Raw genomic sequence first — 16695 nt, 5'->3', positions numbered from 1 at the left:
TTCAGGATTTTCGGACTTCGAGAACGACACCAGCCTCACTGCGCGTATCGAAATAGCAAAAGCCACCCCCATCTGTTCGCTTGCCACGGGCGATTACTGGTAGGCCCAAACCACGTCCATGGGCTTCGGCTGCATCGCGGTCCTCCACCTCGAAACCTAGGTGATAAACGCCCTCGCCATTTTCATCGAGAAAACGCTTTTGCGGAGAATCCAGCACACCAGGGTCACAAAGCTGGATCTGGACATTATCGAGGTTCGCGCACTTATAGCGCATGGCCTTGGATGCCGCTTTATTCGGGACATCAAACTCCAGATACTCGCCCGACTTCGGATAGTCTAACCAAGGCCCAACGCCGAGGCTCTCATAATAAGCCACGGTCTTCTCAAGGTCTTTGACGACGATGCAGATGTGGTGAAGCTTTTGGAAAATAGTGTTCATATGGGTTTCTCTAGAGGGGAAGGTTGACAATAGTTCTCGCTGCTCCCGGTTGTGAAAACCGGGAGTTGACGTTCATCAGTGGGTTCGAACTTGGTAAGATCGGGTTAGATCTGGATTGCCGGTTCGATAATGGCCATGGTCTTTTCGACGTGTTCGCGCGCAGCGCGCTCGGCCTGATCTTCATCACGTGCAATCAGAGCATCCACAATCCTGCGATGCTGAAGATTTGTCTCCTGCACTTCCTCATTGGAAAATAGGATCGGAACCCGCAGCATCCAGTAATGAAACTGTGTTCGCTCGTGGAACTGGGAGAGAAACATATTCTCTGCACCGCCCACAATGAGATTGTGAAACTCGTTATTGAGACGATTGAGTTCGGGACGGGTCAGCCCCTCCCCCGGCTCCATAGCATCGATCAACCGCTGAAGGTCATCGAAGGTTTGTGCTGGCGCATGGCGGGCGGCAAGCCTGGCTGTCGCCCCTTCAATGGCCGCGCGACTTTCAAATATGGCTCTTATCTGGCTGCGGTCGACATTTTCGACAACCCAGCCGCGTCCCCGGCCAAGCAATCCCTCGCCCTTCAGCAGCAGCAAGGCTTCACGAACCGGCGTGCGCCCGACGCCAAGCCGCTCGCACAGTTCTTCTTCAAGCAAGCGCTGACCTGGCTTCAATTCGGAGCCCAGAATCATACTGCGAATGCGAGTCCGAACATCTTTCGCGATGGGCTCGCCGCCCGAGTCTTTCTTTTCCGCCATTTTCAGTCTCCGAATCATCCGGGCATTGTAGAGGCAGGCAATACCCGCGCAAGAAACTGTCGCGCCCGCTCACTGTCTGGATTGGTAAAGAATTTCGCCGATGGCGCATCTTCCGCCACCTGACCACCTTCCATGAAGATGACACGATCCGCGACATCGCGTGCAATCGCCATGTCGTGGGTTGCGATCACCATGGTCTGACCTTCCTCGGCGAGTGCGCGGATGGTCACCACAACTTCCTGCGCCAGTTCTGGATCAAGCGCGCTTGTCGGCTCGTCAAGCAAAAGCACGCGAGGTTCCATCGCCAGGGCGCGAGCGATGGCAACGCGCTGTTGCTGGCCGCCGGATAGCGCCGAGGGATAAGAAGCCGCTTTGGTTTTCAGGCCAACCTTGTCCAGCAAAGCCATGGCGACTTCGGCAGCTTCAGCTTTTGGACGCTTCAAGACGTGCACAGGGCCGCTCATGACATTCTGAATTGCCGTCATATGACGGAACAGGTTGAAGTGCTGGAACACCATGCCGATTTTTTGCCGCTGGCGGCTCAGTTCGCGGTCAGAAAGCTCATGTAAAGCCATCGCGGTTTCCCGATACCCAATCAGTTCTCCATGGACATAAATCCTGCCCGAACTGATGCGATCGAGATGGTTCAGGCAGCGCAGCATGGTCGATTTTCCGGCGCCCGAGGGGCCGAGCAATGCAACGACCTGCCCCGTTGGAACATCAAAACTCACCCCGCTGAAAGCATTCACGGCGCCCCAGTTCTTTGACACATTTATCGCCGACACTGCTGGCATATTTTTAGCTGTCGCGCTCATCGTTGCGGAAATACCTTCTCTAGCGTGGTCTGGATCGCGGTCGCAAAGGCGGTCATCACGAGATACCAGAAAGCGGCCACTGCAAGCAGTTCCACCACGTGGAAATTGGAGGAATAGATATCTGTCGCCACACGCAACAATTCCAGGTAGCCGATGGCTGATGCAAGGGATGACGATTTCAGCAGCATAATATACTGGTTGCCTGCCGCCGGTATGATGATACGACCCGCCTGCGGAATGACCACTTGTGTCAGCACCTTGCGTTGCGTCATGCCAAGCGCCGTCGCAGCCTCGCGCTGCCCCCTGTCCACCGCCAGAATGCCGCCCCGAATGATCTCGCTCATATAGGCGCCTTCAGCCAGACTGAGACCTGCCAATGCGGCAAGGAAGGGCGTTACCACCGAAGTGGTTGGCGCATCGATCAATGGCATTTCCATAAATGGAAGCGCGATATAGATGCTTGGAAACATGATCGGCACGGCATTGAACCAGAATATAAGCTGGATCAGCATTGGCGTGCCGCGGAACAGATAGACATAGACTGCTGAAATGCCCGACAGAATAGGGTTGCCACTGACGCGCATCAATGCGGAGACAAATCCTATCAGCGTCGCGATAACCAGAGCCAGTGTTCCAAGCACGAGGGCATTGACCGCGCCCATGACGATCATTGGACTAAAAATATAGTCCTTGAAGATCACGAAATCGAGAATCTTTGCCCGCAATGACGCCCATGCGATGGACGCAACGCAAGCCAGGACAATGGCGCCTAAAACCCACGAGCCCCAGCGGCGCCGGTGAATGATTGGCAGGTTGGAGGTTGGGTGAATAGTACTGGCATCCATTGCCCTGATTCCAATGTCAATTACGTTTGCTTGCAGGCAAATTGATGGTGATTTCCGGAAGAACGCCGCCGCCTACGCCCCACTTGTCCATGATGGATTGATACGCGCCATCAGCCCGCATTTCTTCGGTCGCTTTCTTGATCGCATCCCGTAACCCGCTTTGGTTTTTTGCGAACCCCCAGGAAGTAATGTAAGGCGTCAGAATATAGTTGCCGCCGGCGATAGCGTATTTGCCGGGAAACTGAGACCCCATATAGACCAGCGCGGGGAAGTCGCCCAGATAGGCGTCGACGCGCTTGAGGTCGAGCTGCATGCGCGCATCGGGTGCAGAGGGCAACTGCTCTGCAACAATTGCGGCTGCTCCGTTCTTCCGACATGTGGCGGAGGATTCTTCGACTTTTGCCATGATCACCCGGCTGCCGAGAAGCGTCGCGACTTTTTTGCCGCAGAAATCAGCAATGGTTTTGTATTTGCTGTCGTCTTCAGCGCGCACCAGCATGCTGCCGCCCGACATCATGTAATTGACGAAATCGAGCTTCTGTTCGCGCTCTTCAGTGTCGCTGATACCGCCCGAAGCCATATCGAAGCGTTTTGCTTCAATGCCCGGGATGAGCGCCGAATATTCAGCTTGCACGAATTGCATTTTCAAATTGAGGCGCTTGGCAATTTCCCGCAACAGGTCAGCGCTGGCGCCGCTGACTTCCTGACTTCCCGGCTCGCGAAATTCGATGGGCGGAAATGTCTGCTGCGAACCGACAGTAAGTACGCCGCGATCACGGATTTCCTGCGGCACGAGCGATGCCGCGTCCTGCGCAAAGGCTTGGCCTGACGCCATCAAAGTCAAGGCGCAAACCGAGCTCATAAATGGAAGTCGACGCTTATTCATTAAAAGTTCCCCACTGTTTGTTTTTATCTTTGGTGTTTAAGGCGATGGCCGCCCATCGCCTTAAAATGCCTTTAGCGTGTTTCCGCACCCCGCCCCGGTATCTTGGATGGATTGGGACGATCGGCGCGTGGGCACTCACCAGCTACATCGAAAACGCCCTGCACTTTGTCGATATAGTCTTGCGGGAAGCCCCACTGCTTCAAGCCTGCCGGAATATGCTCCCAGTAGAAGTTCGGCGGACGCATTGCAATGCCAGGCGTAATGAGACGGTAAGTCCAGCAATCATACATCTTGCCGTCGTCGCCATAGACGGTGACGCAGCAACGTTCGAAGTCGTCATAATCTTCTTCGAAGTGCTTTTCATCATGCTCGAACACAACGCCGAAAGCCTTTTCGCCATAAGCTTCAGCCGTATTGAGAAAGTGGCACCAGCCTCGATCCTTGCGCTCACCCGCAGCATGAAAGCGCAGCGCATGATTGGCCGCATAACCCTTCGTGATCGACTTGGCCTCCGGCATATAGCGGCCGATTTCTATATCGTGCAGCCAGGTGCAGTAAGCGAAATAATACATCATTACCTCTTCCAGAATGACAGTAGGCCGACGACCACCGCCACCTAAGTTTATTTGATTCACAGGCACTGACATGCCCCGCGCAACGGATTTGGTTTTCACCTTTTCCGTATATTCTAATATATATTTTTGCGTATATTTTTGTCAAGCATGTTTCTCGCCGATGCTGAAAATATCGTTTCGGGCACCGAGAGGGAAAAGCGACGGTTGGCTCGAACGTCGTTCGGCTGGATTTTGAGATGCGAAAGAGCCAACCTGATGAACCTGTAGAAGGGAAACTGCTATGCAATTTGAATTCGCGCACACGCACGCCTATCCCGGATGCAAAGTCCGGGTCACTGACGCAAATGTTGGGACGGAGGCGGTCGTAAGGTTCAGCGACGGTGTTGTCACGCGGGGGAGATCTGAACGCCAGACAGATTTTATCCTTCTGGCCATATCTTCTTACGAAACAGCAAGAGGCACAAAAATAGCTGAGAAAGCATGGATATTAAGACATGATGTCAAACAGGGTTATTGGAAAGTCTCTGCCAGGGCACCGACATAACGTCCGACTGATAAGCCCCAGATTGCCAGTCAGTGTCTGGATGTTGTGAACGTTCCAATCTCAGCCGTTGGCCATATGTAGGGTTATTCTACTTCACATGTTCGGGTCTGCGTTCGAATTTGAGAGCGTCTCTTCAAATATTATAATTTTGAACATAAACGAAAATTTCCTGTCACCAACGGCGCTCAAACATTAGTATATCCCCAGATATGCTTTTCGAACATTTTCATTACCGAGGAGTTCTTCACTCGCTCCCGAAAGATGTATCTGCCCATTTACTATCACATAAGCACGTTGGGACAATTTTAGTGCGTGATTGGCATTCTGTTCGACCAGAAAAATAGTCTTGCCCATCGCGGCAATCTCTCCCAGCACCTCGAAGACGCGCTTCACGACCAGCGGCGCCAGCCCCAGCGAAGGCTCATCGAACAGGATCAGCTCGGGCCGCGCCATCATGGCGCGCGCAATGGCCAACATCTGCTGCTCACCGCCAGACATGGTGCCCGCAACCTGATTGCGACGCTCTTTGAGGCGGGGAAACAATTCAAACATGGTTGCGCGGTCGGCGTCGAAATGCTCCATACCGACAGGCGTGGTGCCCATCATCATGTTTTCCTCGACCGACATTTCCTGATAGATCTGCCGTCCTTCCGGCACCAGCGCCACGCCCCGTCTTGAAATACGGTTTGTCGCCAGACGCGAAATATCCTCACCCCGATGGACGATCTTGCCTTTCGATGCGCGCGGCGAGCCGAAGATCGTCGAAAGCAGCGTGGTCTTGCCTGCGCCGTTCGCGCCAATCAGGCTGACAATCTCGCCCTTGGAAATATGCACATTGACCGAGCGCAGCGCTTCCACCGCACCATAATGCGCGTGCACATCCACCAGCTCAAGAAGCTTGTCGGTTGCGCCCTGCCCGTTTGGTTCTGCCACCTGGCTCACGATTGCACCTCTTCTTCGCTGACACCGAGATAGGCCGCTATCACTGCGGGATCGTTGGCCACCTGTTCAGGCGTTCCATCGGCAATGACCTCGCCGTGATCCAGCACGACAATGTGGTTCGATATGCGCATCACCAGCCCCATATCGTGCTCGATCACCAGCACGGTCAGTTCCTGCTCAGCGCAAAGCCGCTGGATAATCTGGGAAAGCTCATGTGTTTCGGATGGGTTCAGCCCCGCCGCCGGTTCGTCAAGGCATATGAGTTGCGGCCCGGTACACATGGCGCGGGCTATCTCCAGTCGTCGCTGCCGACCATAGGGAAGTTCGCCAGCCAGCCGGTTGGCGTCTTCAAGCAGGTTCATCTGGCCGAGCCAGTAATACGCGCAGTCCACCGCCTCGGTTTCCGCCTTGCGGAAGGCCGAGGTCTTGAAGATGCCGCTCAAAAGCCCGTTGCGGGTGGCAAGATGCTGGGCAACCAGCAGGTTTTCCACCACCGACATTTCCTTGAACAGCCGGATGTTCTGGAATGTGCGGGCGATGCCCGCCCGCGTCACCTGATGGGAGCCGCCGGTGATCGGCTTGTCCATGTAAGCGCCGATGTCGCGCGGGCCTTCCGGACCGTTGAGCACAATGCGTCCTTCGCTCGCGCGATAAAAGCCGGTGATGCAGTTGAACATCGTCGTCTTGCCAGCGCCGTTGGGACCGATCAGCGCGGTAATGCCGCCTTTCGCCACCGAGAAATTGACGCCGCGATTGGCGACGATGCCGCCAAACCGCATGGTGACATTTTGAACTTCGAGAATTGGCGCGTTCATCGGCTGGCCTCCATGGTCAATTGATCCCGCTTGGAGGAAAGCCCCGCCGATACCACCGCTTCCGACGACGGGAAGAATGCCGGGCGCGTGACCCGTACCAGTCCGCGCGGCTTCCAGATCATCATGACGACCATCAGCACGCCGAAAATGAAGACGCGATATTCCGCGAAGTCGCGCAGCAGTTCCGGCAGGATAGTCAGGACCAGCGCGGCCAGAATGACACCGACAGTCGAGCCGAGACCACCTAGCACCACGATGGCGAGGATGAGCGCGGATTCGAAGAAAGTGAAGGAGGTCGGGTTCACGAAGCCCTGATGTGCCGCGAAGAACACGCCTGCAATCCCGCCTGTCGATGCGCCAAGCATGAAGGCGGAAAGCTTGATGAAGACGTGATTGACGCCAAGCGACCGACAGGCAATCTCATCCTCGCGCAGTGCTTCCCACATGCGCCCCAGCGGCATGACGCGCAGGCGCTCCACCGTGTAGATCACCCCGCACACGACGAGGAACAGCACGAAATACAGGAACCAGAACTTGTAATCGGAATTATAGGCGATGCCGAAGAAGTCGTGGAACGGCGTGCCTCCCTGCTTTGCGGTCCGGCTGAACTCCAACCCGAAGAGCGTGGGGGCGGGCGCGGGGGCGCCGTTCGGTCCTCCGGTGAAGTCCAGCCAATTGTTGAGCACAAGGCGGATGATCTCGCCGAAACCCAGTGTCACGATGGCGAGGTAATCGCCATGCATCTTGAGCACCGGAAAGCCGAGGATCATGCCGCAAAGGCCCGCGAGAAACGGCGCGATGACCAGCGCGCTCCAGAAGCCCAGACCCAGATATTGCGAGCCGAGCGCCAGAAGATAAGCCCCCACCGCATAGAAGGCCACGAAGCCGAGATCGAGCAGGCCAGCCAGCCCGACGACGATGTTCAGACCCAGACCCAGGAGGCAGTAGATCAGCGCCAGAACGGCGATGCCGAGGAAATATTTGTCGGCTACGAAAGGCAGCATCAACCCTGCCAGAAAAATCACCGCCAGCAGCGGGGCTGCTGATTTTTCCTTGCCGGTCCTGACCGTGACGCCGCCGCTATTTCTGGACAAAAGGGCTTTCAGCCTTGCGCCAAAGGGGCTCATGCCGATCAGCGAAAATATCAGCCGTCCGGCTGTGACGATGGCGGCAAGCGTAACGGCCCGCATCAGCTCATTGCGGAAGGAGAAGCCGTCCAGCACGAGACCAGAAATCGGCCCAAGCAGGATCAGCGAAATGGTGAAAGTCAGCAGCGCTTCCTTGAAAAGCGCGAGAAGACGGTCGTTCAGCATGGTTTCCGGCCTTCCCTCAGACTTTCTGGATTTCCGGACGACCGAGCAGGCCGTAAGGACGGAAGAACAGAAGAACAATCAGCAAGGCAAAGGCGAAGACGTCTTTGTAATCCGTGCTGACATAGCCGGCGAACAGCGCTTCGGTGAGGCCGAGCAATATGCCGCCGAGCACTGCGCCCGGCAGAGAGCCGATGCCGCCAAGCACTGCTGCCGTAAAGGCCTTGATGCCCATCACGAAGCCGATGAAGAAATTGAACGACCCATAGTTGAAGGTCACCAGCACGCCGCCGACGGCGGCTGTTGCTGCACCGATCACGAAGACCGTAGAGATGGTGCGGTCGGTATTGACGCCGAGGATTGCAGAAATACGGATATTCTGCTGTGTCGCGCGGCACTCACGGCCAATGCGCGTATAGCCGATCACATAGGTCAGAATGCCCATGGCGATCAAAGAGGCCAGTAGGATCACGGTCTGCATATAGGTGATCTGGGCGAAGTGCTGTTCGGTGCCGAACCGGAAAGCGCCCTGGATCAGCGTCGGCACACCCTGATCGCGCGCGCCTTGCGAAATCTGAACATAGCTTTGCAGCATCAGCGATATGCCGATCGCCGAAATCAGCGGTGCCAGTTTGGTGGAGCCGCGCAACGGCCTGTAGGCCACGCGCTCGATCACCCACCCATAGACCGCCGTGATGGCGCAGGTGATGATCAGGATCGAGATAAGCGCGAAAGGAACCGACAGAACGCCGAAGAAGCCCAGCACTGCAAGCGTGATCGCGGCAATATAGGCCGACACCATATAGACGTCGCCATGAGCGAAATTGATCATGCGGATGACCCCGTAGACCATCGTGTAGCCAACAGCGATCAGTCCGTAGATGGCGCCCAGCGTGATCCCATTGATCAGTTGCTGGGCCAAAATATAGAAGTCCATGGCAACCCCTTTTGCATTCAGAGCGACATGCGATCTGAACTCTTGGTCCGACGCATCCAGCCGCACAGCGTGACGTGCTGCGGATGCGGTTCAGGCAAGGAGGAACCAGCCAGACCGCAGGGTCTGGCTGGAGCTGGTAGAGCCTTAATTGACGAGAACTGGGGTTCCCTTGTCGTCGAAATTATAGAAGACGAACTTGAAGTCCTTGATGTCGCCCTTCTCGTCCCAAGTGATCTTGCCAATGGCGGAATCAACCGTGTTGTTACGCAGCCAGTTGGTCTGGACCTTGATGTCGTTACCCGCCTTCAACGCAGCCACGATGGCCTGCGCATTGGCGTAGCCATAGAGCGTGTAGTTGGCTGGCGTGATATTCGCCTTCTTCAGCGCATCCTGAACGCCCTTGGTCGACGGATCGGCCAGCGGGTCCGGCGTTGCCGAATAATAGACATTCTTGAGATTGCCCGCGCCGCCAGCTGCCGCAATCAGCTCGGTCTGCGCGAAGGAATCGCCGCTCACTACAACCACATCCAGACCCTGTTCCTTGATCTGGCGGATCAGCGGGCCGCCTTCCGGAATAAGACCGCCAAAATAAACGGCCGTTGCGCCAGAGCTCTTGATCTTGGTCACCAGTGCATTGAAGTCGCGCTCACCGCGCGTCAGGCCTTCATACAGAACCGGCTTGATGCCGCGTGCTTCGATGGTCTTCTTGACTGCATCGACCAGGCCCTGACCATAGGTGTCCTTGTCATGGATCAGCGCGATCTTGTCCCGCTTCAACGTGTCGAGAATGAACGCACCGGCGACGACTGCCTGCTGATCGTCGCGTCCGCAACCGCGAAACACCGTTTCCAAACCACGCTCGGTCACGGTTGGATTGGTGGATGCAGGCGCCATCTCCAGAATGCCTGCATCATTGTAGATCTCGGAAGCAGGGATGGTGCTCGACGAGCAGAAGTGGCCGATCACCGCCTGAACCTTGTCCTGATCGACAAAACGGTTGGCAACGGCAATCGCCTGCTTCGGTTCGCAGGCATCGTCGCCCTTCACCAGCTCGATCTGCTTGCCATTGATGCCGCCGCTGGCGTTCACATCGTTCACATAAGCGGAAACACCGCTGTAAACCTGTTCACCGAATGTAGCGTTGGGGCCTGTCATCGGGCCTGCAACACCGATCTTGATCGTGTCGGCAGCAAAGGCCTGCGACAGCAGGAGACCGGACGCGATGGCCGATCCGGCGAGAAGTCTTGCGATGGATTTCATGGAGTTTCCCTCTGGTTTTAACCGTTGTTCTTATCGAAGCGATTTCTGTTCCGATGGAAGTGTTCGAACCGCTCCAATTCTTTGCTTGCAGGCATTTTCTGGGCAAAATCGCTCTATATTCTCACTGGAAACGTTAGGGCCGCTCTCGGCCTTCGCCATTTCCACGCGAGTGGTCTCATCGCACCAATCATATGATTTTGCTTGCGTATTACCTCCACCAAACAAAAATCGGCCAGCTGAACCGCCGTTTTTGCGGCTTGTTTTCATGTTGACACATATATGATAAGTGACGTATTTAAAGATCGTCAAGTGGAATTACGAATGAGCGCGGCCCAACACCATCAAGACGCATCAATTCCAGACCCCGACGGCCCGATCTTCCACCCGCCTCCATACGACCCAGCACAAAGAAACGCCGTGATCGGCGACACGCCAGGAACCACAGGCCAGGGAGCCCAGACATGAACATGATCGCGTTCGAAAACCGGCGCGCGGCGACCATCAAATCCTCACCGTCGATGGCAGTTTCGATGGCGGCCAAGGCCATGCGGGCCAGAGGCGAAAACGTCCTCGACCTGTCGCTCGGCGAGCCGGATTTTGATACGCCGTCGCATATTGTCGAGGCGGCTATCGGCGCGATGCGCACCGGCATCACGCGCTATACCGCGCCTGACGGCCTGCCGGAGTTGCGCCAGGCCATTGTCGATAAGTTCAGGCGCGAGAACGGTCTCGACTATGCGCTGGACGAAATCTCGATCGGCAATGGCGCAAAACAGATCCTGTTCAACGCCTTTCTCGGCACCTTGGAGCCGGGCGACGAAGTGATCGTTCCGGCCCCTTACTGGGTGTCCTATACCGATCTGGTGATCCTGCATGGCGGCCTACCGAAAGTGATCGCCTGCGGTGTGGAAGACGATTTCAAGATCACGCCGGAGCGGCTGGAAGCGGCAATCACCCCAAAGACCCGCTGGTTTCTGTTCAACTCGCCTTCCAATCCAACCGGCGCGATCTATACGGCGGACGAATTGAAGGCGCTGGGTGAAGTGCTGGCACGCCATCCGCGCGTCGCGATCATGTCGGATGAAATCTACGAACACATCGTCTGTGACGACACACCCTTCACGTCATTCGCCATTGCATGCCCCAATCTGCGCGACCGCACATTGATCATCAACGGCGTTTCCAAGGCCTATGCCATGACCGGATGGCGTCTTGGCTATGCGGCGGGTCCGAAGGAACTGACCAAGGTGCTCAACAAGCTTCAGTCGCAGAGCACCACCTGCCCCTCCTCCATCACGCAGGTTGCGGCAGCGGCCGCCCTCAACGGCCCGCAGGATTTCGTGCGGAAGGCGGTTGCGGAATACAAGGCGCGTGGCGAACTGGTGACAAAGGGCTTTGGCGCCATTGCGGGGCTTGAAGTGCGCGCGCCGGAAGGTGCATTCTATCTCTTCCCGAAATGCGCTGCCTATATCGGTAAAGTGACGCCGGAAGGCACTCTGATTGAGAATGATACAATGCTCGCTTCCTATCTTCTGACCGAAGGCAAGGTCGCCACTGTGCCCGGCGCGGCTTTCGGCGTTGAGCCTTACATCCGCCTCTCATTCGCGACCTCCCGGGATAACCTGACCGCAGCCATCGAGCGCACGTCCGATGCTCTCGCAAAACTTCGCTAATTAGGACCTCTTCATGACCCACTTTCAAAGAACGCTGTTGACCGGTGCTGCCGGTCGCCTCGGATCGGAGCTGCGCAAATCGGGAACGCGGCTGGGCCAGATCGTGCGCTTGTCGGCGCTGGAACCGTGTCAGGATCTCGCGCCGCATGAAGAGGACTTCCCCGCCGATCTCGCGGATTTTGACGCGGTTTCGCGCGCTGTCGAAGGCTGCGACGCCATCATACATATGGGCGGGCAGTCGGTGGAAGCGCCCTGGAAGACCATCCTCGATTCCAACATTTCCGGCGGCTACAATATTTACGAGGCAGCCCGCCGCCACGGCGTGAAGCGCATCGTCTTTGCAAGCTCGGTTCATGCCATCGGCTATTACGAGCGGACGGATACCATTGACGGCACTGTTCAGACGCGACCCGACAGCCTTTATGGCGTCTCCAAAACCTTCGTGGAAAATCTGGCCCGCTATTACTTCGACAAGTTCGGCATCGAAACCGTCTGCATTCGCATCGGCTCCTCCTTTCCGGAACCGACCGACCGTCGCCATCTGATCACCTGGCTGTCCTTCGAAGACTGCCGCCAGCTGGTCGAGAAGTGCCTGTCGGCGCCGCGTGTTGGCTTCATGGTCGCCTATGGCATGTCGAACAACAGCGAATCCTTCTGGGACAATCGCACAGCCGCCGTGCTCGGCTACAAACCCATGGACAGCGCCGACGATTATCGCGATGCGGTTTTCGCCAAGACGCCGCAAGGCGATCCCAACGATCCGGCAGTCCGGTTTCAGGGTGGCAGCTTCTGCGCCGCCGGTCATTTCGAAGACGAAAATAAGTAGGCTTACAATGCAGGCTTCCAAGACTTCCTATGATGTCGTCATTGTCGGCGGCGCGGTTGTGGGCAGCGCGACCGCCTATTTTCTGGCGACCAACCCCGATTTCAACGGCACCATACTGGTGATCGAAAAGGACTGGACCTATCAGCGCTCGGCAACGGCGCTGTCATCCAGCTCCATCCGCCATCAGTTTTCCAACGCCATCAATGTGCAGGTCTCGCGCTTCGGCACGGAATTCATCCGCAATTTCCGCGGAAACGTGGCCGTCGATGACGACACACCGGAAATCGGCTTTCACGAAGCGGGCTATCTGTTCCTTGCCGCCGATGACCGCGGCGATCAGGTTCTGCGGCGCAATCATGAAACGCAGGTTTCCTGCGGCGCGGAAGTTTCGCTGCTGGATGTGGATGGCCTTGGCCAGCGCTTTCCTTGGCTCAATCTTGAGGGACTGACGCTTGGCAGCACCGGCGAACGCGGCGAAGGCTGGTTCGACAGTTCCGCGCTCATGCAGGGTTTTCGTAAGAAAGCGCGCGCGCTTGGCGTCGAATATATCGAGGACGAGGTCGTGGCCGTCAACCGTGAGGGCGGCCGCATTGTCTCCGTGATCACCAAAAGTGGGCAGACGATTGCCTGCGGCACGATGGTCAACACGTCCGGCACCAACGGCAAGAATGTCGCCCGCATGGCCGGGTTGGACATTCCGGTCGAACCACGCCGCCGTTCGTTGTTCGTCGTCGATTGTCGCACACCGCTGGAAGGCAAGGTGGGCCTTACCATCGACCCAAGCGGCGTGTTCTTCCGGCCTGAAGGCAAGTTCTATCTGATGGGCACCTATCCCAAGCACGACCCGGAAGTCGACCCCAACGATTTCGATGTCATGCATGACGAATTCGACGAGGAAATCTGGCCGACCTTGGCCAATCGCGTTCCAGCCTTTGAGGCGATCAAAGTCGTCAACTCATGGGCTGGCCATTACGACTATTGCACGCTCGATCACAATGTCATTCTGGGACCGCATACCGAGGTGAAGAACTTCCTGTTCGCCAACGGGTTTTCCGGTCACGGATTGCAGCAGTCGCCAGCCATGGGGCGCGGCTTGAGCGAGTTGATCATCTATGGCGCGTTCAAGACACTCGACCTCTCGCCCTTCGGCTATGAGCGCGTGACGGCTAACCTTCCATTTCTGGAAGATGCCGTGATCTGACCGGCTTTCCAGACAAAATCAAAAAGCCCGAAACTGTCGCCGGTTCTGGGCTATTCTGTTTGTTTGCGCTGCTCAGTCTGTCAGCGCATCGCTGGCCGGTTCTTCCAGCAAGGAGCGGTAGCGATTGAGGCTTTCCTCCAGATGCGCGACCAGCGCATTGCGCGCCGCCTTTGCATCGCCCTGCGTGATTGCAGCAAGGATCATCGCATGTTCCTTGTTGATCTTCTTGAGATAAGACCGCGAAGCCCGCACGGGCTGGCGATGCTTCAGGAGCAGATCGAAGTTGATCTCGCCGATCACCGCTTCCAGAAAGTTCGGGAAATGCGGATTGCGGGTTGCTCGCGCAATCGCAAGGTGGAAATCGAAATCGGCGCGTGCCTCGACTTCCGGATCGTCGGTTTCCAGATTTTCCAGATGATCGTAAGCGCGGGCGATTTCCGCCAACGCCTCCGGCGTGCGGCGGGTGGCGGCAAGCGCCACCGACTGCATTTCTACGCCAAGCCGCAATTCAAGAATCTGCATTGCGGAGCGAATATCGTCGATCCGGCTGATCTCGTAATTGAGCGCCTTCACGTCCTTGTCGGTGACATAAACGCCCGCACCCTGCCGCGTGGTGACACGCCCTGCCACCTTGAGCGAGGTCAGCGCCTCGCGGATAACAGTTCTGCTGACGCCAAACTCTTCACATAGCTGGGCGCTGGACGGCAGCTTGTCGCCGGGACCATAGAGACCCGAGTCTATTCGGGTCGTCAGTTCCGCGACGACAATTTCCGCCAGATTTCCGCGTTGGGTAATGATTGACACGACATTTAACTCCAGCGCTGGTTATTTGATTTTATAAATCACGTGATGACTAACTATAGTGGCAGTACCATTTCATTGAGTATCTGAACAGGATGCCGGATGGACCGGCGTTCAATCGCCTCGATTAAAATGCTCTGACATATCCGCATGCCTTGACGAATTTCCAATCGTTGGACGTCGCTTGATAAATCGAATTGACGATAGGAAAAACGGTACGCGAGCTGTCACCGATGTCCACTTCACCTTGAAAGCCCGCCTGGGCCAGGTGTTGAGAGAGTTCGAGTGTCAGGCCATTGAAGGGCTGTTTCCTGATCAGGGATGGAATCATGTGGGACTCAAAAAACTTCTTGCATCGCCTTCAACTTGGCATATAAGTGATAACATACAATTCTTCCCACGCAAGACCAAATATGAGGCGGAACGTGAAAGATCAGACCATTATCATTGTCGGCGGCGCTTCGGGACTGGGTTTGACGACAGCAAAGCTGATGGTGGAAAACGGAGCGGCCAAAATCGGCCTCATAGACCGCAATGCGGAACTACTCGCCAGTTCCGCGGAATCCTTGCGCGAACTGGGCGTTGAAGTCGCGACTTCGGTCGCAGATATTTCGCGAGCCGCATCTGCCCATAAGGGCTTCAACGACGTCGCCGGCAAGCTAGGCCGCGTGCATGCGCTCGTCAACAGCGCAGCCATCTATCCGCGCAAGCCAATCCTTGAAATCACAGATGAAGACTGGGATCTGGAAAACGCCATAAACGTCAAAGGCACCTATCACATGATGGTGGCCGCCGTTCTGCATATGCGGCAATTCGTCGATGTGCCGCACGTCACAGGTCGCATCGTCAATGTCACCTCGGTCGACGCCTTCAAGGCGCATCCGCAAAACGCGCATTATGCAGCCACAAAGGCGGCTGTTGTCAGCCTGACCAAATCCTTCGCGCAGGAATGCGCCAAGGACCAGATTCTGGTCAATTCCGTTGCACCGGCGGGCTTTGCCACCGACCGCGCCAAGGAACTGGGCTTCCTGCCGGAACTGGCCAAGGCAAGCGCGCTTGGACGCGCCGCCGAGCCGGTGGAAATGGCGCAGTGGATCGTCATGATGGCTTCCGGCCGCAATACCTATGCCACTGGTGAGAATGTGGTGGTCAGTGGAGGCTATATCTATGTCTGATCCCTACCGCGTTGCGCTTGTCACCGGCGCCACGAGCGGCATCGGCAAGGCCACCGTCGCGCGGCTGCGCGAGCGCGGGCTGACCGTCTACGCCGTCGGTCGCAACAGTCAGGCGCTGTCAGCACTTGCCGCAGAAACGGGCGCGCTCACGGTTGAGGCCGATGTGCGCGACACGAAGGCAATCGAGGCTGCACTTTCTGGCACCGAGGTCGACATCCTGATCAACAATGCGGGCATTCTTTCCACCCGCGCCTTGTTTCACGAGATTGACCCCGACGAGATCAACGCCATGGTCGATATCAATCTCAAAGCGCCGATGCATCTGACCCGCGCCTTTCTGCCCGGCATGGTGGCGCGCAAGCGCGGCCACCTCATCTATATCGGATCGAGCGGCGGTCAGGCGCCTTATCCGAATATGGGCGCTTACGGCCCCTCCAAGGCTGGCTTGAGCCTGTTTTGCGACAATCTGCGTTGCGATCTTCTGGGCACGTCTGTTCGCGTCAGCGAAATTGTGCCGGGCCGCGTGCAGACTGCACTCTACCGGACATCAATCCCCGACAATCAGGCGCAAGCCGTGCTTTACGATGGCTATCGCCCGATCCAGCCGGAAAACATTGCCCAGATCATTGGTCAGGTGATCGAACTGCCGGTCTTTGTCGATGTTTCCCGCGTCGAAGTCTTCCCGACCGATCAGGCGACCGGCGGCGGCTCCATGGTCAAATTTCAGGAAAACTAAGGCGAAGGCGACCCTCTGCGTCGCCTTTGTCGTTTCATCAGCATCATACCGGGCATCGCTCGCAAGAGCCGCGCACCGATCAGCTATGCGCGCGCGAAAAGCCCACGCCATAGCTCCACCGAAAGACAAGTAAAACTTGCCAATTGCCGGATTATCTTGA

Annotated in this window: 18 protein-coding genes; 5 read left to right on the top strand and 13 right to left on the bottom strand. The window is 56.7% G+C overall.

Annotation, left to right across the window (positions count from 1 at the left end):
- Nucleotide 1: 1 nt before the first annotated feature.
- From QLQ11_RS22900 to QLQ11_RS22850, 11 genes are all read right to left on the bottom strand, one after another.
- Nucleotides 2-439: a VOC family protein gene (locus QLQ11_RS22900; protein ID WP_283735347.1), complete on the bottom strand. Its 438-nt coding sequence runs from the start codon at nucleotides 437-439 to the stop codon at nucleotides 2-4.
- Between the two features lie 104 nt (nucleotides 440-543).
- Nucleotides 544-1194 carry a GntR family transcriptional regulator gene (locus tag QLQ11_RS22895; RefSeq protein ID WP_283735348.1) on the bottom strand — a complete coding sequence of 217 codons (651 nt, stop codon included), beginning with the start codon at nucleotides 1192-1194 and terminating at the stop codon, nucleotides 544-546.
- Nucleotides 1195-1208: 14 nt separating this feature from the next.
- Nucleotides 1209-1988, bottom strand: a complete 780-nt coding sequence (locus QLQ11_RS22890; protein ID WP_371836078.1) for an amino acid ABC transporter ATP-binding protein — start codon at nucleotides 1986-1988, stop codon at nucleotides 1209-1211.
- A 17-nt stretch (nucleotides 1989-2005) separates the two neighbouring features.
- Nucleotides 2006-2854 carry an amino acid ABC transporter permease gene (locus QLQ11_RS22885; protein WP_283735350.1) on the bottom strand — a complete coding sequence of 283 codons (849 nt, stop codon included), beginning with the start codon at nucleotides 2852-2854 and terminating at the stop codon, nucleotides 2006-2008.
- 16 nt (nucleotides 2855-2870) lie between these two features.
- Nucleotides 2871-3740 carry an ABC transporter substrate-binding protein gene (locus QLQ11_RS22880; RefSeq protein WP_283735351.1) on the bottom strand — a complete coding sequence of 290 codons (870 nt, stop codon included), beginning with the start codon at nucleotides 3738-3740 and terminating at the stop codon, nucleotides 2871-2873.
- Nucleotides 3741-3811: 71 nt separating this feature from the next.
- Entirely contained in the window at nucleotides 3812-4315 is a 504-nt protein-coding gene (locus QLQ11_RS22875) for a gamma-glutamylcyclotransferase family protein (protein ID WP_283735352.1), read from the bottom strand.
- Nucleotides 4316-5051: 736 nt separating this feature from the next.
- Nucleotides 5052-5801: an ABC transporter ATP-binding protein gene (locus tag QLQ11_RS22870; RefSeq protein ID WP_371830845.1), complete on the bottom strand. Its 750-nt coding sequence runs from the start codon at nucleotides 5799-5801 to the stop codon at nucleotides 5052-5054.
- On the bottom strand, nucleotides 5798-6616 hold the full coding sequence (locus QLQ11_RS22865) for an ABC transporter ATP-binding protein (protein WP_121539360.1): 819 nt from the start codon (nucleotides 6614-6616) through the stop codon (nucleotides 5798-5800). The genes QLQ11_RS22870 and QLQ11_RS22865 overlap by 4 nt, the downstream gene beginning before the upstream one ends.
- Nucleotides 6613-7929 (bottom strand): high-affinity branched-chain amino acid ABC transporter permease LivM, encoded by a 1317-nt coding sequence (gene livM / locus QLQ11_RS22860; protein ID WP_121539361.1) that lies wholly within the window; start codon nucleotides 7927-7929, stop codon nucleotides 6613-6615. Before livM ends, QLQ11_RS22865 begins: the two co-directional genes overlap by 4 nt.
- A 16-nt stretch (nucleotides 7930-7945) precedes the next feature.
- The gene (locus tag QLQ11_RS22855; protein ID WP_283735353.1) at nucleotides 7946-8863 is read right to left on the bottom strand and encodes a branched-chain amino acid ABC transporter permease LivH; all 918 of its coding nucleotides are present in this window, start codon (nucleotides 8861-8863) and stop codon (nucleotides 7946-7948) included.
- Between the two features lie 144 nt (nucleotides 8864-9007).
- Nucleotides 9008-10123 (bottom strand): branched-chain amino acid ABC transporter substrate-binding protein, encoded by a 1116-nt coding sequence (locus QLQ11_RS22850; protein ID WP_121539363.1) that lies wholly within the window; start codon nucleotides 10121-10123, stop codon nucleotides 9008-9010.
- 461 nt (nucleotides 10124-10584) lie between these two features.
- Here QLQ11_RS22850 and QLQ11_RS22845 point away from each other — a divergent pair, with 461 nt between their 5' ends.
- Genes QLQ11_RS22845 through QLQ11_RS22835 form a run of 3 tightly spaced genes read left to right on the top strand, consistent with a single transcriptional unit; the run spans nucleotide 10585 to nucleotide 13823 of the window.
- Nucleotides 10585-11796, top strand: coding sequence for a pyridoxal phosphate-dependent aminotransferase (locus QLQ11_RS22845; protein ID WP_167836154.1), 1212 nt, complete (start codon nucleotides 10585-10587; stop codon nucleotides 11794-11796).
- A gap of 13 nt (nucleotides 11797-11809) precedes the next feature.
- A complete protein-coding gene (locus tag QLQ11_RS22840) occupies nucleotides 11810-12622 on the top strand; it encodes an NAD(P)-dependent oxidoreductase (protein ID WP_121539364.1) in 813 nt (270 codons plus the stop codon).
- Nucleotides 12623-12629: 7 nt separating this feature from the next.
- Nucleotides 12630-13823: an FAD-binding oxidoreductase gene (locus QLQ11_RS22835; protein WP_121539365.1), complete on the top strand. Its 1194-nt coding sequence runs from the start codon at nucleotides 12630-12632 to the stop codon at nucleotides 13821-13823.
- Nucleotides 13824-13895: 72 nt separating this feature from the next.
- Here the strand turns inward: QLQ11_RS22835 and QLQ11_RS22830 are convergent, their stop codons facing one another.
- Both QLQ11_RS22830 and QLQ11_RS22825 read right to left on the bottom strand, forming a co-directional pair.
- Nucleotides 13896-14627, bottom strand: coding sequence for a FadR/GntR family transcriptional regulator (locus tag QLQ11_RS22830; protein WP_121539366.1), 732 nt, complete (start codon nucleotides 14625-14627; stop codon nucleotides 13896-13898).
- Between the two features lie 124 nt (nucleotides 14628-14751).
- Nucleotides 14752-14955, bottom strand: coding sequence for a hypothetical protein (locus QLQ11_RS22825; protein ID WP_121539367.1), 204 nt, complete (start codon nucleotides 14953-14955; stop codon nucleotides 14752-14754).
- A gap of 94 nt (nucleotides 14956-15049) precedes the next feature.
- On the opposite strand from QLQ11_RS22825, the gene QLQ11_RS22820 reads away from it, so the two are divergent.
- Together QLQ11_RS22820 and QLQ11_RS22815 are read left to right on the top strand one after the other, a co-directional pair.
- Complete coding sequence (locus QLQ11_RS22820; protein ID WP_121539368.1) at nucleotides 15050-15799, top strand: SDR family NAD(P)-dependent oxidoreductase; 750 nt, start codon at nucleotides 15050-15052, stop codon at nucleotides 15797-15799.
- Complete coding sequence (locus tag QLQ11_RS22815) at nucleotides 15792-16535, top strand: SDR family oxidoreductase (RefSeq protein ID WP_121539369.1); 744 nt, start codon at nucleotides 15792-15794, stop codon at nucleotides 16533-16535. The genes QLQ11_RS22820 and QLQ11_RS22815 overlap by 8 nt, the downstream gene beginning before the upstream one ends.
- Nucleotides 16536-16695: the final 160 nt, after the last annotated feature.

The organism is Ochrobactrum sp. SSR, from assembly GCF_030067775.1.
GTDB lineage: Bacteria > Pseudomonadota > Alphaproteobacteria > Rhizobiales > Rhizobiaceae > Brucella > Brucella teleogrylli.
This window is presented reverse-complemented; position numbering and strand designations above follow the sequence as displayed.

Bases quoted from the DNA above. Each gene is read 5' to 3' on its own strand.
- QLQ11_RS22900 (WP_283735347.1), bottom strand. From the start codon at position 439: ATGAACACTATTTTCCAAAAGCTTCACCACATCTGCATCGTCGTCAAA.
- QLQ11_RS22895 (WP_283735348.1), bottom strand. From the start codon at position 1,194: ATGGCGGAAAAGAAAGACTCGGGCGGCGAGCCCATCGCGAAAGATGTT.
- QLQ11_RS22890 (WP_371836078.1), bottom strand. From the start codon at position 1,988: ATGCCAGCAGTGTCGGCGATAAATGTGTCAAAGAACTGGGGCGCCGTG.
- QLQ11_RS22885 (WP_283735350.1), bottom strand. From the start codon at position 2,854: ATGGATGCCAGTACTATTCACCCAACCTCCAACCTGCCAATCATTCAC.
- QLQ11_RS22880 (WP_283735351.1), bottom strand. From the start codon at position 3,740: ATGAATAAGCGTCGACTTCCATTTATGAGCTCGGTTTGCGCCTTGACT.
- QLQ11_RS22875 (WP_283735352.1), bottom strand. From the start codon at position 4,315: ATGATGTATTATTTCGCTTACTGCACCTGGCTGCACGATATAGAAATC.
- QLQ11_RS22865 (WP_121539360.1), bottom strand. From the start codon at position 6,616: ATGAACGCGCCAATTCTCGAAGTTCAAAATGTCACCATGCGGTTTGGC.
- livM (WP_121539361.1), bottom strand. From the start codon at position 7,929: ATGCTGAACGACCGTCTTCTCGCGCTTTTCAAGGAAGCGCTGCTGACT.
- QLQ11_RS22855 (WP_283735353.1), bottom strand. From the start codon at position 8,863: ATGGACTTCTATATTTTGGCCCAGCAACTGATCAATGGGATCACGCTG.
- QLQ11_RS22850 (WP_121539363.1), bottom strand. From the start codon at position 10,123: ATGAAATCCATCGCAAGACTTCTCGCCGGATCGGCCATCGCGTCCGGT.
- QLQ11_RS22845 (WP_167836154.1), top strand. From the start codon at position 10,585: ATGAACATGATCGCGTTCGAAAACCGGCGCGCGGCGACCATCAAATCC.
- QLQ11_RS22840 (WP_121539364.1), top strand. From the start codon at position 11,810: ATGACCCACTTTCAAAGAACGCTGTTGACCGGTGCTGCCGGTCGCCTC.
- QLQ11_RS22835 (WP_121539365.1), top strand. From the start codon at position 12,630: ATGCAGGCTTCCAAGACTTCCTATGATGTCGTCATTGTCGGCGGCGCG.
- QLQ11_RS22825 (WP_121539367.1), bottom strand. From the start codon at position 14,955: ATGATTCCATCCCTGATCAGGAAACAGCCCTTCAATGGCCTGACACTC.
- QLQ11_RS22815 (WP_121539369.1), top strand. From the start codon at position 15,792: ATGTCTGATCCCTACCGCGTTGCGCTTGTCACCGGCGCCACGAGCGGC.